Annotated in this window: 10 protein-coding genes; 3 read left to right on the top strand and 7 right to left on the bottom strand. The window is 71.5% G+C overall.

All coding sequences use genetic code 11. The features are described from left to right. Nucleotides 1-6: 6 nt before the first annotated feature. A complete protein-coding gene (locus A3CE_RS0130465; protein WP_026469025.1) occupies nucleotides 7-918 on the bottom strand; it encodes a class I SAM-dependent methyltransferase in 912 nt (303 codons plus the stop codon). On the opposite strand from A3CE_RS0130465, the gene A3CE_RS58785 reads away from it, so the two are divergent. After that, nucleotides 917-1087, top strand: a complete 171-nt coding sequence (locus A3CE_RS58785; RefSeq protein ID WP_376741602.1) for an LLM class flavin-dependent oxidoreductase — start codon at nucleotides 917-919, stop codon at nucleotides 1085-1087. The genes A3CE_RS0130465 and A3CE_RS58785 overlap by 2 nt on opposite strands. 11 nt (nucleotides 1088-1098) lie before the next feature. Here A3CE_RS58785 and A3CE_RS57485 read toward each other — a convergent pair whose 3' ends face one another. Then, complete coding sequence (locus A3CE_RS57485; RefSeq protein ID WP_020643886.1) at nucleotides 1099-1263, bottom strand: hypothetical protein; 165 nt, start codon at nucleotides 1261-1263, stop codon at nucleotides 1099-1101. A gap of 188 nt (nucleotides 1264-1451) precedes the next feature. Then, nucleotides 1452-2537 (bottom strand): epoxide hydrolase family protein, encoded by a 1086-nt coding sequence (locus A3CE_RS0130450; protein WP_020643885.1) that lies wholly within the window; start codon nucleotides 2535-2537, stop codon nucleotides 1452-1454. A gap of 143 nt (nucleotides 2538-2680) precedes the next feature. Here A3CE_RS0130450 and A3CE_RS0130445 point away from each other — a divergent pair, with 143 nt between their 5' ends. Further along, a complete protein-coding gene (locus A3CE_RS0130445; RefSeq protein ID WP_051183797.1) occupies nucleotides 2681-3319 on the top strand; it encodes a GNAT family N-acetyltransferase in 639 nt (212 codons plus the stop codon). Between the two features lie 34 nt (nucleotides 3320-3353). Here the strand turns inward: A3CE_RS0130445 and A3CE_RS59355 are convergent, their stop codons facing one another. Together A3CE_RS59355 and A3CE_RS0130435 are read right to left on the bottom strand one after the other, a co-directional pair. Beyond that, complete coding sequence (locus A3CE_RS59355; RefSeq protein ID WP_020643883.1) at nucleotides 3354-4046, bottom strand: hypothetical protein; 693 nt, start codon at nucleotides 4044-4046, stop codon at nucleotides 3354-3356. After that, entirely contained in the window at nucleotides 4043-5356 is a 1314-nt protein-coding gene (locus A3CE_RS0130435; RefSeq protein WP_020643882.1) for a right-handed parallel beta-helix repeat-containing protein, read from the bottom strand. Before A3CE_RS0130435 ends, A3CE_RS59355 begins: the two co-directional genes overlap by 4 nt. Nucleotides 5357-5464: 108 nt before the next feature. Here A3CE_RS0130435 and A3CE_RS0130430 point away from each other — a divergent pair, with 108 nt between their 5' ends. Beyond that, the gene (locus tag A3CE_RS0130430; protein ID WP_043791150.1) at nucleotides 5465-6547 is read left to right on the top strand and encodes a Dyp-type peroxidase; all 1083 of its coding nucleotides are present in this window, start codon (nucleotides 5465-5467) and stop codon (nucleotides 6545-6547) included. A 49-nt stretch (nucleotides 6548-6596) separates the two neighbouring features. Here the strand turns inward: A3CE_RS0130430 and A3CE_RS53650 are convergent, their stop codons facing one another. Further along, on the bottom strand, nucleotides 6597-11468 hold the full coding sequence (locus A3CE_RS53650; protein WP_157376794.1) for an SdrD B-like domain-containing protein: 4872 nt from the start codon (nucleotides 11466-11468) through the stop codon (nucleotides 6597-6599). 230 nt (nucleotides 11469-11698) lie between these two features. Further along, the gene (locus A3CE_RS0130420; protein WP_020643880.1) at nucleotides 11699-14443 is read right to left on the bottom strand and encodes an alkaline phosphatase family protein; all 2745 of its coding nucleotides are present in this window, start codon (nucleotides 14441-14443) and stop codon (nucleotides 11699-11701) included.

Below are 14443 nucleotides of genomic sequence, written 5' to 3'. Positions count from 1 at the left end.
TCCGGCTTACTTCGCCAGAGTGCCGCTGACGTATAGCATGTCGCCCATGCGGACGTCGTCGTCGCCCAGGGGTGGCAGGTCGTTGGCGGCGAGCAGGTCCCGGATCGTGCTTCCGTTCAGCACCCAGCCGCGGTCGGCGAGGTAGGGAGCGGCTTCGTTGCGCTCGCCGTAATAGCGCAGCTTCGCCATGTCGGTGTCGAAACTCCGCGCACGCCAGCGTTCGGAAATGCCGCGCAGGCGGTCCTTCGTCCTGTCCTCGTCGCCCGGCCGTGGGTTGGGCCTGCTTTCCGTGGCCAGCCTGCTTCCCGGCGCGCTGAGTTCGGTGATGGTGTCCAGCAGGCGGTCCTGCGCCTCGGGCGGCAGGTAGCCCAGCAGGCCTTCGGCGCTCCACGCGGCCGGACGACCCGGGTCGAACCCGGCGCTGCGCAGGGCGCCGGGCCAGTCGTCGCGCAGGTCGGCCGCGACCACCCTTCGGTCGGCGGTGGGCTCGGCGCCCAGTTCGGCCAGCGCGCGCGTCTTGAATTCGACGACGCGCGGCTGGTCGACCTCGTACACCACCGTCCCGGCCGGCCAGGGCAGCCGGTACGCGCGGGAATCCAGCCCCGAAGCCAGGATCACGACCTGCGCGATGCCCGCGTTCGCCGCTTCGAGGAAGAACTCGTCGTAGAACTTGGTCCGGATCTTCGCCACGTCGATCCAGACCTGCTCGACCAGGTCGCCGGGCGGGACTTCGCCGCTCGCCAGCCGGGTCAGGAGGTCGACGCCGACCGCCCGGACGAGCGGTTCGGCGAACGGGTCGTCGATCAGCCGCCGGTCCGTGCGGGTCGCGATCGCACGGGCCGCCGCCGCCATGGTGGCCGTCGCGCCGACGCTGGACGCCAGATCCCAGGTGTCGCCCTCGTGCCTGGTCGAAGTCATGCTCTCTCCGGCTTTCTCCGGACTCACACGGACGAAACGCTACCGCCGCTCCGAGGAGTTCATCCGCATCCTCAAAGACTTATGGGCGAACGATCCGGCCGAGTTCCGGGGCTGCTTCTACCGGATCCACGACTTCGACATCAACCCCAAACCCCTCGCCGTGCCGTAAACCAGACCTGCTCAACCGGCTTGAGCGCCGTCAGCACGGCTGTCGGTGTGCCCGTCGGGCTGGGCCGGGGTGTACACCGGCTGGAGGAACAGGCTGCCGTACCGGTCGCCCTGGGACGTGGTGAGCGCTTCGGGCCGGGGTTCCTCGGCGACCGGGTGGCTGAACAAGTTGTCCACTGTGGAATTACTGATGGAGGTTCCTTTCGCGGGTGCCACCGGTTCAGGGCAGCCTTGAGGAGGTGGTGCGCGACGCCGGGACGACCGGTCGCGGCTGATCACCGTCGAAGTGCCGGACGGTCCGTGATAGGGCGGGTCACGCGTCAACGGCCACCACTTGCCCACGAAGCTTCTCGGACGCCCCCAGCTTACACGCCCAGGAGGCCGTGGAAGAACGTCCGGACGTCCGCGGCGAACAGGTCCGGCACCTCCATCGCGGCGAAGTGGCCGCCGCGGTCGAACTCCGACCAGTGCCTGATGTCGTACCGCCGCTCGGCCAGCGGGCGCACCGGCAGCGTGATGTCGTGCGCGAACACCGCCACTCCCACCGGGACCGGGCACGGCTGGGCGGCTCGCGGGGCGTCGTGGTGCAGCCGCGCCGAAGACGCCGCCGTGGCGGTCAGCCAGTACAGCGAAACGTCGGTGAGCAGCCGGTCGTCGCTGATTCCCGCCCGGGGGTCCGTCCACTGGGCGAAGCGCTCGGCGATCCAGACCAGCTGGCCGACCGGCGAGTCGGTCAGCGCGTAGCCGATCGTCTGCGGCGTCAGGGCCTGCAAGGCCTGGTACGGCGGCCGGTTCGCCATCAGCTGCCGGACCTTCGCCAGCCGGGCTTCGTCCGCTTCGGACAGTTCGACGCCGGCGTCCGGGTCCGGCCGCGTCGGCAGGAAGTTCACGTGCACGCCGACGACCTGCCCGGGAGCCACCGCGCCGAGCGCCAGCGAGATGCCCGACCCGAAGTCGCCGCCCTGCGCGCCGTAGCGGTCGTAGCCGAGGCGGCGCATCAGCTCGGCCCACGCCCGCGCGATCCGGGCGACGTCCCAGCCGCGCTCGTGCGTCGGCCCGGAGAAGCCGTACCCCGGGATCGACGGGATCACCAGGTGGAAGTCGCGCGACAGCGGCTCGATCACGTCGGTGAACTCCAGGAACGACCCGGGCCAGCCGTGGGTGAGGATCAGCGGGAGCGCGTCCGGGTTCGCCGACCGGACGTGGACGAAGTGGATGTTCTGGCCGTCGATCTCGGTGGTGAAGTGCGGGAGCTCGTTGAGGGCGGCTTCCTGCTCGCGCCAGTCGTAGCGGGTGTGCCAGTGGCCGGCCAGCTCCTTCAGCCGCGCCAGTGGGAAGCCGTAGTCCCATCCGGCGCCGGCCACTTCGCCGGGCCAGCGGGTGCGGGCGAGCCGGTCGTGCAAGTCGTCGAGGTCGGCCTGCGGGATGTCGATGCGGAACGGCTCGATCATGGTCCTGGCTCCTTACCGTTGGTACGACCAACGATAGCAGGATCGTTGGGCTTGCCAACGAATATCTGCCCACGTGTGGGTGATCTATCGCACTCGTTCGAGGTCCGGTCGATGCGCCTACGCCGGCTGTATCATCTCCGTCGATGAGCTGGGCGGGGTGGAAAGTGCGGTTGCGGGAGGTCCGCCCGGCGGACCGGCGCACCCTGACCGGGTTCGACCGGGACTCCGCCCGCGTCCGCGATCCGCAGGTCGGCGGCTACCGCCACTGGGCGACGCACCGCAGCGGCGCGGACGGCTCCGGCGACGACTTCCACTTCGCGATCGAGACACTGCACAACCGGACGCTGGTCGGGTCGGTCTGGGTCCAGGCCGACCCGGCTTCCGGGCGGTTCAGCTACGGCATCGGGATCGGGCCGCAGCACCGCCGCTGCGGTTACGCCGCCGACGCCGTCACGACCCTGCTCGCGGTCATGTTCGAGCTGCGCGGCTACCGCAAGTGCGAGGTCAGCGTCAACGGCGGCAACTTCGCCTCGCTGGCCCTCCACGGCGAGCTGGGCTTCCGCGAAGAGGGCAGGACGCGCGACACCGAACTGCTCCGCGGGGCGATCCGGTATCCGGTGCTGATGGGGCTGACCGCGGACCGGTTCGCGGAGCACCGGCCGGCGTTCCTCGCCGCCCGCGGTCCCGTCCGGCCCTCGCGAGGACGGCATTGGCGCACATCGCGGCGCGGACGGCACTGGCGCGCCGAACACCTGCGACGTCTTCCCCGGCCGACCAGCTGAAGGTGCTCTGCGGTCGCGGCGGGGTGTCCCGGCTTCACCGCGCGAAGGCGGCCACCGGTCCCGGCGCCGGAGACGCCGCCGGGGTGAACGAAACGATCACCGGGTCCGGCCGGTCGCCGATCCGGGCCTCCACCCGGCGCAACAGACCCGCCGTGTCCAGCCAGTACCGGACCCGGGCCGCCTTCGTCGTGTCCTGGGGGTGGGCCGGCTGGGGTCCGTCGATGACGTCGACCGGGGTCTCGTCCACCGTGTCGGTGCGGACCCACCTGGCCGAGCTCTGCCGGAGCAGCTGGACGTTGTCCGGGCGGTCCGCGCCCAGCCCGAGCAGGAGACGCAGGGCCGTGTCCAGCTCCGGGCCCTGCTGGAGCGGCCGGTACTGCCACCGGTCCGCGGGCGGCGGGTCGGTCGCCGCCTGGCCCGGGCCGCCGCGGAAGGCCACCGCGGAGGGCGTCCACTGCAGCAGTCCGGCGGACGCGTCGTCGTGGCGGCCGTCGGTGCTCATCTCCGCGTAGCCCAGACGCTCGACGAAGTTCACCCGTCCGTGCAAGGCGATCCGGCCGGCGCCGGTCGGCACCGTGGCCGTGAAGTTCTCCGTCCGGAACCGGTAGTTCGCGAACCGGGCCAGCGCCAGCCGCTCGGCCTCCGCCGTGGACAGCGGCCGGGGCTGCGGGTCGGCTCCACACGCCGCCACCAGCAGCACCGCGGCCAGCGCCGCCAAGCGCTTCACGGCTTGACCCCGGCGTGCTCGGCCAGCAGCGCGAGCGGCGGCACGGGGTAACTGCCGAGGTCGACCGGCCCCGGCAGGCCACGCGCGGGCCGCGGGGGCGCCGTCGCCGCGTCCGGCAGGTCCGGCTGCCCGGGCGGCGCGGCCACGTCCGGGAACGGCACGCCGCGGGGCGCCGGAGGCAGGACGAGCCGCACCCCGGCGGCCTGGGCGGGACGCGCCGGGCAGGCCATCGTCCCGGCGAGGCCGGCCGGGGCGGTGCTCGTCAGGACGTTGTCCTGCAGGCAGTTGCCGCTCCCCGGGGCCCGGTCCGAAGCGGCGTAGACGACGTCGACGCCGTTGCCGGAGAGCACGTTGCCGACCAGCCGGTTGTCCGACGGCGCCAGGTCCTCGGCCGAGGCCAGCGCGATCCCGGCGCCGGGGTTGCCGGTGACCAGGTTGCGGGCCAGCAGGTTCCGGGTGCCGCCGGCGATGCCGATGCCCACGCCGAACCCGCCGTCGGCCTGCGCCGGACTGCCCGGCTGGGCGTTCGCCGCCACCAGGTTGCCGACGATCGCGGCATCCCGCTGCGGCACGAACGCCTCCTGGTAGTCCGAGTTGGTGGAAAGGCCCACCCGGTTGCCGACGAACCGGTTGCCTGCCACGGCCATCAGCCCGGACGCGTTCGTGCCCTCGTAGCCCACCGCGTTGCGTTCGGCGACGTTCCCGCGGACCGCGATGTCGCACGGGTTGCACTGGCCGACGTAGAACCCGGAGTCCGCGCTGCCGGAGGCGTAGCTGTGCTCGATCAGCCCGTGCTGGGAGTCGAACGCGTAAACCCCGTACAGCCCGTTGTTGCTCGCCGTCACGTACGAGACGCGGAAACCCTGCACCGGCGGGAACTTCGCCGGGTCGAGCCGGGTGTAGCCGTCGCTGCCCCTGGCCAGTCCCCCGGTCTCGTCGGCCATGCCGGTGACGAGGACGCCGTTGAGGACGTGGTCGCGGACGGTCAGGTTTTCCACCGCGACACCCGGCGCGGTGACCACGATCCCGTTGGCCCGGCGCACTTCGCCGTCGAACACCACCCGGTTCCGGTCGGTGCCGCGCAGCACGAGGTCGGGCACGGTGATCCGCACCGACTCGCGATACACGCCCGGGGAGACGAGCACCAGGTCGCCCGGCCGCGCGGAGTCCACGGCCTGCTGGACGGTCGGCGCGTCCTGCGGGACCCGGATGGTCGCGGTCCCGGCGGCGTCCGGCCGGAACGACCGGTCGGCGGAAGCGCAGCCGGCGACGGCCAGCGCGCAGAGCAGGAGGACGGGAAGCGCACGCACGGCGAAACCATAGGAGGGATCCGCGCCGCACAGCCCTAACGACGCGAAATGCCACCTGGTGGAGTGACAACCACCGGCTCCGCGGCGGCGAGGCGGCACAATCCGCGCGTGGTCACTCCTCCCCCCTTGTCCCGCCGGGCGGTGCTGCTCGGCGCCGGTGCCGCCGGCCTGCTGTCCGCCTGTTCCGCCCCGGCCGCCGCCTCCGATCCGGGAGTGGTGGACGTCTTCGGCGCGCAGCAGGCCGGGATCGCCCGGCCCGCGCCGCCCCAGCGGCACGTCGACCTGTCCGTCTGGGACGTTCCCCCCGGGATCCGCCTCAGTGCTCTGCTGGCCACGCTCGGGCGGCGGGCGGCGGCGTTGTGCGCGGGCGGGCAACTCGCGGACCTCCCGCCCGCCCGGCTGACCGTCACGGCCGGGCTCGGCCCGCGGATCGTCGCGGCCGCCGGCCCGGACCTGCCCGGCGCGCAGGACCTCCCGGTGTTCCCCGGCGACGACGTCGAGGACCGGCACCGCGGCGGCGATCTCCTGCTCCAGGTGTGCGCGGACGAGCCGCTCGTCGCCGCGCTCGCGGTGACCGAGCTGACGGCCGGCATCGGGATGACCCCGCGGTGGCGGAAAACCGGTTTTCGCGGACCGTCCGCATCGGACGGTTCCGCGCGCAACGTGCTCGGCTTCGCCGACGGCATCGTGCTGCCCAAGACCGACGTCGAACTGGCCGCCGACGTGTGGCTCGACGGCCCGCCCGCGGTCCGCGGCGGCACGATCGCGGTCGTGCGGTCGATGCGGCTGGACACCGCGGCCTTCCACGCGCTGCCGGTGACGCGGCAGGAGCAGGTCATCGGGCGCCGCAAGGCGACCGCGGAACCGTTGTCCGGCCCCGAACTCGACCTGGGGGCCAAAACCCCGGACGGCGAGTACCTCATCCCGGCCGACGCGCACATCCGGCGTGCCCACCCGCTCACCGTCGGCGCCGGAGTCATGCTGCGGCGGTCGTACAACTCCGAAGAGGGTTTGCTGTTCATCTCGTTCCAGAAGGAACTGCGCACCTTCGTGGCCACCCAGCACCGGATGAGCGAAGGCGACGCACTCCTGCGCTACGCGACGCCGACCGCGTCGGCCACTTTCCTGATCCTGCCCGGCTTCAGCGCCGACGTCCCGCTCGGCCAGGCTCTGCTCCACGCAAGTTCGTGAAGGCCACCTTGAGGAACTACAAGTTCCTCAAGGTGGCCTTCACGAACAGTCAGCTCCGGCGAGCCCGGCGCGCGGCCAGCAGCGCCGCGATGCCGGCGGCCACGGCCAGACCGCCGAGGCCCAGGAGCCAGAACCCCGGGAAACCGGTGCTGGCCAACGGGCCCTTCTTCGGCGGGGTGACCGGAGCCGGGGCCGGGGCGGCAAGCAGACCGGCGTCCGCACCCAGGTCTTCGCGCTTCGCCGGGCCGACGGAGAGCACCGGGGTGCACCCGTCGGACGGCTGGGCGTCGGAGTCCCGCGTGTCGTCGGTGCCCACGTCCGGCTGGGTCAGCTTGCGGCCGCCGGTGTCGAAGCAGACCTTGTACCCGCCGTCGGGAAGGTTGTCGAACAGGTACTTCCCGCCGCTGTCGGTCTTCGTGGACGCCAGCTGCTTGCCGGTGCCGTCCTTCAGCACCACCGGCACGTCCGGCACGCCCGGCTCACCCGGGTCCTGCAGTCCGTTGCCGTTGCGGTCGAGCCACACGAAGTCGCCGATGCGGTTTGTGGGTTCGGCCAGGCCCGCGTCGAGGGTGAGGTTCTCCCGCTTGCCCACGCCGAGGGTGACCACCGGCGTGCACCCGGTCGCCAGGCCGGCGTCGGAGTCCTTGGTGTCGTCCCCGGCGTCCGGCTTGGTCCACTGCCGGCCGGCGTACTTGCCCGTCAGCTTCGAACGGTCGAAGCACACCTGGTACGACCCGTCCGGCAGGTTGTCGAACGAGTACTTCCCGTCGGGCCCGGTGCTCGTGCCGGCGAGTTGCTTGCCGTTGCCGTCCTTCAGCACCACCGGCACGTCCGGCACACCCGGCTCACCGGCGTCCTGCAAGCCGTTGCGGTTCAGGTCGGCCCACACGAAGTCGCCGAGGCGGTTCGGCGGCGAAACCAGGCCCGCGTCCAGAGTCAGGTTCTCGCGGGCACCCAGGCCGAGCTTCACGACCGGCGTGCACCCGGTCGCCGGGTCGGCGTCCGAGTCCTTTCCGTCGTCCCCGGCGCCGGCCTTGGTCAGCTTGTAGTCGGCCACCGGTGCCGGCAGGTGCGCGATGTCGAAGCACACCTGGTACGACCCGTCGGACAGGTTGTCGAACAGGTACTTCCCGCCACCGTCGGTCTTCGTCGTGGCCAGCTGCTTGCCCGAACCGTCCTTCAAGACGACCGGCACGTCCGGCACACCCGGCTCACCCGCGTCCTGCAACCCGTTCCCGTTGACGTCCTTCCACACGAAGTCGCCGAGGCGGTTCCTGGGTTCGACCAGACCCGCGTCCAGGGTCGGGTTCTCGCGGGCACCCGGACCGAGCTTCACCACCGGAGTGCACCCGGTGCCCGGGTCGGCGTCGGAATCCTTCCCGTCGTCACCCGCGTCCGGCTTGGTCCACTGCCAGTCGGCGTAGTCCGCCGGCAGCTTGGTCCCGTCGAAGCACACCTGGTACGACCCGTCCGGCAGGTTGTCGAACAGGTACTTCCCGCCACCGTCGGTCTTCGTCGTGGCCAGCTGCTTGCCCGAGCCGTCCTTCAGCACCACCGGCACGTCCGGCACCCCCGGCTCACCGGCGTCCTGCAGCCCGTTCCCGTTCAGATCGCCCCACACGAAGTCACCGAGCCGGTTCGGCGGCGTGACCAGGCCCGCGTCGAGGGTCAGGTTTTCGCGGGCATCCGGACCGAGCTTCACGACCGGGGTGCACCCGGTCGCCGGGTCGGCGTCGGAATCCTTCCCGTCGTCGCCGGCGTCCCGCTTGGTCAGCTGGTAGCCGGCCACCGGTGCCGGCAGGTGCGCGATGTCGAAGCACACCTGGTACGACCCGTCGGACAGGTTGTCGAACAGGTACTTCCCGCCACCGTCCGTCTTCGTTGTGGCCAGCTGCTTGCCCGAGCCGTCCTTCAGCACCACCGGCACGTCCGGCACACCCGGCTCACCGGCGTCCTGCAGCCCGTTGCCGTTGGTGTCGAGCCAGACGAAGTCGCCGACCCGGTTGCGCGGCTCGACCAGGCCCGCGTCCAGGGTCAGGTCCTCCGGGTGGTCGACCCCGAGCGTCGTGACCGGCGTGCACCCGGTCGCGGTGTCCGCGTCGGAATCCTTCCCGTCCTCCCCGGCGTCCCGCTTCGTCCACTGCCAGTCCTCGTAGTCCGGAGGCAGCTTGGCGCGGTCGAAGCACACCTGGTACGCGCCGTCGGGCAGCTTGTCGAACAGGTACTTCCCGTCCTGGCCCGTCTTCGTCTTGGCGATCTCCTTGCCGGCGCCGTCCTTCAGCACGACCGGCACGTTCGGCACGCCCGGCTCACCCGGGTCCTGCAGGCCGTTGCCGTTCTTGTCGGCCCACACGAAGTCCCCGAGCCGGTCCGGCGGCCGGATCCCGGCGTCGAGGGTGGGGTCCTCGTGCTTGCCCGGGCCGAGCGTCGTCACCTGGATGCACCCGGTGGGCGGGTCGGCGTCGGAGTCCTTGCCGTCCTCGCCCGCGTTCGGCTTGGTCCACAGCCAATCCGCGTAGTCCGCCGTCAGCTTCGAACGGTCGAAGCACACCTGGTAGGACCCGTCCGGCAGGTTGTCGAACAGGTACTTCCCGTCCTGGCCCGTCTTCGTGGTGGCGAGCTGCTTGCCCGAGCCGTCCTTGAGCACGACGGGCACGTTCGGCACGCCCGGCTCACCCGGGTCCTGCAGGCCGTTGCGGTTCACGTCGGCCCACACGAAGTCCCCGAGCCGGTTCGCCGCGGCGGTCAGGCCGGCGTCGACCGTGTGGTCCACCGAGCCCGCCGGGCCCATCGTCACCTTGACGACGCCCGTGGCCGGGTCGGGATCGGAGTCGATCGTCGCGTTGCCGCCTGCCTTCTGGACCGTCCACTTGATACTCGACAACGGTGGCGCGCCCGGCAGGGCACCGGTGTCGATGCCCGAGTAGTCGAACTTGACCGTGTAACAGGTGCCGGCCTTGAGCCCGTCCGCCGCGCCGAAGTAGTACTCGCCGTTGGCGCCGGTCGTCTTGGTCGCCAGTGCCGCGCCCTTGCCGTCGCAGGGCAGCAGCACCACCTTCGCCCCGGCCACCGCGGGCTCGGCCGGGTCCTGGACGCCGTTCGCGTTGGTGTCGAACCACACCCGGTTGCCCAGCTGGACCGGCGCGTTGTCGCACAGCGCCTCCAGGTCGGCCAGGCCGTTGGCCTTGGCCCACCCTTCGGTCTTCGAATCGTTGATCAGGTAGCTGTTCGGGTAGTTGTCGGCCATCATCGTGCCCTGGGCCCGGTCGAACCAGCCAATGCCGCCGGTGTTGATGTCCGTCGGGTCCATCACCGTCGCGGGCATCCGCGCGGCCGGGTAGACCACGGCGATACCGCCCTGCGCGGTTTCGTTGTGCGGCTTGCCGATCGAGGCGCTGCTGAAGTACTCACCGGGGTAGTACTCGACGACGTCGGTCGGCTCGCCGCCGCCGTTGGCCGCCGCGCTGTTGTTGTTGGGACAGCCCGAAGTGCCTTCCCAGACATAGCCGCCGGCCTGCTTGCAGACGCGGTTGAGGTCGCCGCCGCTGACGGTGTCGTACTTGTCGGGCGACCCGGCGGACGGCGGCATGTCGTGGCCGCCCTGGTCGGCGAACCGGTCCCGGAACCCGAGCACGAGGTCGCCGCCCGCCTCGGCGCGGATGTCGGTGAGCAGCGGTTCCGCGTGGGCCAGCAGGTGGCCGCCCTGCGGCGCGGGCGGCTGGTAGGTTGCCTGCCACGGGTTCCAGTGGTCGGTGTTGCTGCCCCACCACAGTGTGTCGCCGCGCTTGTAGTCCAGCTTGTGGTCGACGAGCACCGGGCCGAACGTGCCCGCGGCCGGGTCGAAGGTCCGGACCACCACGCGCATGTCGGCGGTCTTCTGCGTCGATTCGCCGGAGCACACCCCACCGACGAAGACGGCGCCGTCGTGCACACCGAGACCGCCCGGCCGCCAGTCACCGGCCGCGGAGCAGTCCGGGTTCGGGATCGCGTAGCTCGCCTTCGGCGCGGCCGCGGTCGCGCCGGTAGCGTCGTAGAGGTAGAGCTTGCGGTCGACCAGGTTCACCACGAACAGCGTCGTGCCGTCCTCGCTGATGCGCATCGCGCCGAGGCTCTCCTTGCCCACCACGTCGGCGAACGGCCCGTCGAAGTTCGTCTGCATGGCGTGCGCGGTGCTGCCGGCGCCGGGCACCTTGGTGAACAGCTTGGTGCTCTTGGCCGCGGTGTCCGTCACGTAGATGCCGCCGGTCCCGCCGGGGCCGTAGGCGGTGGCCCGCTTGGCGAACGCGCTGGAGAAGACGCGCTTGTCCTGCTTGCGGTACGCGATGCCGTAGACCGTCCCGGTGTCACCCTGGGTGGCCAGCGCGGTGGGGGCGGTCGCGGTCCCCCGCGCGGTGAACGGGAAGCTCACCAGCGAGCGGGCCTTGGGGTCGATCCCGGGCGCGATGCCGTTGCGCTGGCAGGCGGTGACGAGTGCCGGGTTGTCCTGGCAGTAGTCGGCGGGGTTCCACACCCCCATCGTCAGGTCGGCCTTCTTGCCCCCGGAGACGTCGACGAACGCGGTGAGGCTGCTCAGCCCCCCGCCCGCCGGGGCCGGCTTCAGGTACGGCATCGACGCGGGGACGCTCGCCTCGACGCGGTACTTCCCGCCGGCCAGCCCGGCGGTGGCCAGCTTGACGGTGCCGTCTCCGCCGGTGGTCCCGGCGGTCGTGCCGCCCGCGGGGTCGGTGGCCTTGACCGGGATCCCGGCCACCCCGGTCTCCAGCGCGGGCTCGTAGCTGCCGTTGCCGTTGAGGTCACGGACGACCCGGACGGTCAGAGTGCCGTCGGAGGCGTCCGCGGCAGCCGGCCGGGCCGGCACCGCCAACGGGAACACCGTCGAAGCGAGCAGGAGCACCGCCCCGAAAGCAGTCAGTCTCTTCAAGTCTCACTCCACAAGCCGGGCCCTCGACGGCCACTGTCCAATGCAGACGGTTGTGGGTGAGTTTAAAAGCCGGGCAGAGTGAGCCACCCGGTGAAGCCGGGTGAATGAATGACCGGATCACGTGACTTCAAACCCCACGATCGAGTGAGATGTCGCCCACCGACGGGGTTAGAGGCGGCCGCGACGCCACCGGACCGGGAGGCCCGAAGGCCTCCCGGTCCGGTGGGCGATCAGCCGTCGGACTCTGCCGACGGGAGGTAGGCACCCGGCACCTGGTCCGGGGCGTACACCTGCGGCTCACCCGGGTAGGGCAGCTGCCAGCCGTGCGTCTGGTACCACGTGAAGTGGTTCATCTGCGCGGGGTTGGCGTAGTCGGCGACGGCGTCCGGGCCGGTGAGACGCTGGTGCGTCGTCCACTCCTGCCACTGCGCCGCCACGTGCTGCTTGTCCGCGGGCACCGCCGACGACGGGACCGGCGCGGCGGCCGGGTTCGGCGGCGCGGGGGTGTCCGCGCCACAGGACGGCTGGGTCGCCAGGCCCGCCGTCAGGGAGGTCCGGTTGGGGACCGCCGTGAACGGCGTGTAGTCCGGCTTCGGCGTGAACGCCGCGCTCATCGGCGTCGCCGCGCTGTCCTTCTGGTTCATCGGGTGAACGCCAAGGATCTGCTCGATCGTGCGGACCATCGTGATCTGCGAGTAGTAGTGGCTGTCGACGACGCCGTGCTGGGCGTACGGGCTGATGATCTGCACCGGCGCCCGGTGCCCGTCGACGTGGTCCAGACCCGCCTGGGAGTCGTCCTCGACGACGAAGATCGCGGAGTCCTTCCAGTACCGGCTGTGCGAGATCTCGTCGACGATCCGGCCGACCGCGAGGTCGTTGTCGGCGACCTGGGCGGCCGCGTTCGGCGGGCCGCCGGTGTGGTCGCTGGACAGCCAGAACATGTTCAGGTTCGCCGGCCCGTGCTTCTCGAAGTCGTCCTTCCAGATCTGGTACCGGTAGGTGTCCGGAACCGACGTGTCGAACTTCGGGAAGGCCGGCACCGAAACGTCGTTCAGCGACGGGATCGGCGACGACGACACCAGCGGGTACGCGCTCGGTTCGCCGGTCGCGGCCATGTTCTTGGCGTCGCAGTAGAGGTTCTGCCAGCTCGCGCCGTCCGGCTTGGTCAGGAACTGCTGGAACTCGCCGAAGTCCCGCACCGACTTCCCGGCCGCCTGCGCGCCGGTCCAGAGGAACCCGGTGCTCTGGTGGCCGAGCGCGTCGTCCTCGGTGTCGTAACTGCGCAGGTACTCGCCCGCCGAAGACTCGGTGTACTCCGGGTTGTCGGCCTGCATCAGCCAGTTGTGGCCTTCGGCGGAGTTCGTGCCGATGTCGTAGGTGTTGTCGTACAACCCGAACTGCTTCTCCAGCGCGTGCTGGTTCGGCGTGACGTTCTCGCCGAACTGCGTCACCGACGGGTCGCCGTTGCCCCGCGGATCGTCGCCGAAGACCTGGTCGTAGGTCCGGTTCTCCTTGACCAGCAGGAAGACGTGCTTGATCGTCGACGGGTCGCCGAGCCGCGCCGGGACCGGCACCGGGGTCCGGTGGCCGTAGTCGTTCGCCACCTGGACCGAGCCCGGGGTCCAGCCGTTCTGCCGGAAGACCTTCGCCGTGTACCCGCGGATCGCGAAGTCGTCCGGCAGCCGGAACTTCTGCACGCTCGACGTCGTGTCGTGGGTGCCGTGCCCGGCCGCCGTCGTCGGGCGGCGGGCGTCGATCCCGCGGGTGTTGGAGACCACGACGTCCTTGCCGGCCGTGGTGATCGCCGTCGGGAAGTAGTCCGTGGGCAGCAGGCCGACGTAGCTCACCGGCGCCTGCGCCCACCAGTAGCGGTAGACGGCGACCGCGTTGGCGCGGCCGAGCGTCACCAGCAGGTGGCCGTCGTCGGTCAGCGTCACGCCGTCCGGCTCGTACCCGACCGACGCCTCCGGCCACGGCTGCGTCGCGATGGTCTGGACGACCTTGTCGCGCGCGGTGTCGATGACCGAGACCGAGTTGCTCGCGGTGTTGGTGACGAACAGCGTGCCGTTCTTCGCGTACACCGCGGTCGGGTGCAGGCCGACGTCGATGCTCCCCGGCGCGGCGGCCGGGTGCGCGAGGTCGATGACGCTGACCGTGCCGCTGGTCGTCGCGCCGGTGAACCGGCTGGCCGGCACCTGGGTGTTGTAGGAGTTCAGCGTCGGCTCGCCGGGACGCGCCGGGCGGCCGCCTTCGTTGCTGACGTAGAGCTTGTTCCCGAGGCGGACCAGGTCACGCGGCGCGTTGCCGACGGCCCAGCTCTGCTTGATCGCGCCGGTCGCCGCGTCGAGGGCGACGACGCGGTTCTGGCCGTTGACGGCGGAGTACACAGTGGACCCGTCGGGCGAAAACACCGCCTGCGCCACCAGCGCGTGCTTCGGCCCGTCCGCCGGGATCTTGACGGCCACCGGGGCCGCGACCGTCCCGTCGGGGTTCACCGTGAACCGCGTGTACCCGTCGGTTTGCGCGAGCCACAGCGACTTGCCGTCCGGCGAGTACGAGGGGCCTTCCTGGCCCACGTCGTTGCCGGGGATGCGCAGGTTCGCCGTCGCGGAGTTGCCGACGAGCTGCTGCACCTTCCAGTTCTTCAGGTCGACGACGGTGAGCGCTATCCCGCCGTCGGCGGTCAGCGCGGCGAGGTGGCTGCCGTCCGGGCTGGCCGAGGACGCCATGATCTTGCCGCCCGGCACGACGAGCCGGTCGCCGATGGGGTCGATGTACTGGTCGGCGGCGACGACCTGGCCCTGGCCGGTGACCTGGCCGACCTGGTCGTGCCCGAACTGCTGCGTCGACGCGACCCCGACCCCGGTGCCGGTGGCGACCAGCACGAGCGTGGCGGAACCGGCGGTCGCGAAGCGGAACCGGTGCCGGACGCGGCGGTCCTTCCCGGCCCGCCGTCTGCGGCGTGCTACCTGCAT

It is taken from the genome of Amycolatopsis balhimycina FH 1894 (assembly GCF_000384295.1).
Classification (GTDB): Bacteria; Actinomycetota; Actinomycetes; order Mycobacteriales; family Pseudonocardiaceae; genus Amycolatopsis; species Amycolatopsis balhimycina.
Note: the sequence above shows the minus strand (reverse complement) of the source record. Positions and strands in the feature narration are given on the sequence as shown.

Coding starts and splice junctions, on each gene's coding strand:
- A3CE_RS58785 (WP_376741602.1), top strand. CDS start 917: ATGCTCTCTCCGGCTTTCTCCGGACTCACACGGACGAAACGCTACCGC.
- A3CE_RS0130465 (WP_026469025.1), bottom strand. CDS start 918: ATGACTTCGACCAGGCACGAGGGCGACACCTGGGATCTGGCGTCCAGC.
- A3CE_RS0130450 (WP_020643885.1), bottom strand. CDS start 2,537: ATGATCGAGCCGTTCCGCATCGACATCCCGCAGGCCGACCTCGACGAC.
- A3CE_RS0130445 (WP_051183797.1), top strand. CDS start 2,681: ATGAGCTGGGCGGGGTGGAAAGTGCGGTTGCGGGAGGTCCGCCCGGCG.
- A3CE_RS0130420 (WP_020643880.1), bottom strand. CDS start 14,443: ATGCAGGTAGCACGCCGCAGACGGCGGGCCGGGAAGGACCGCCGCGTC.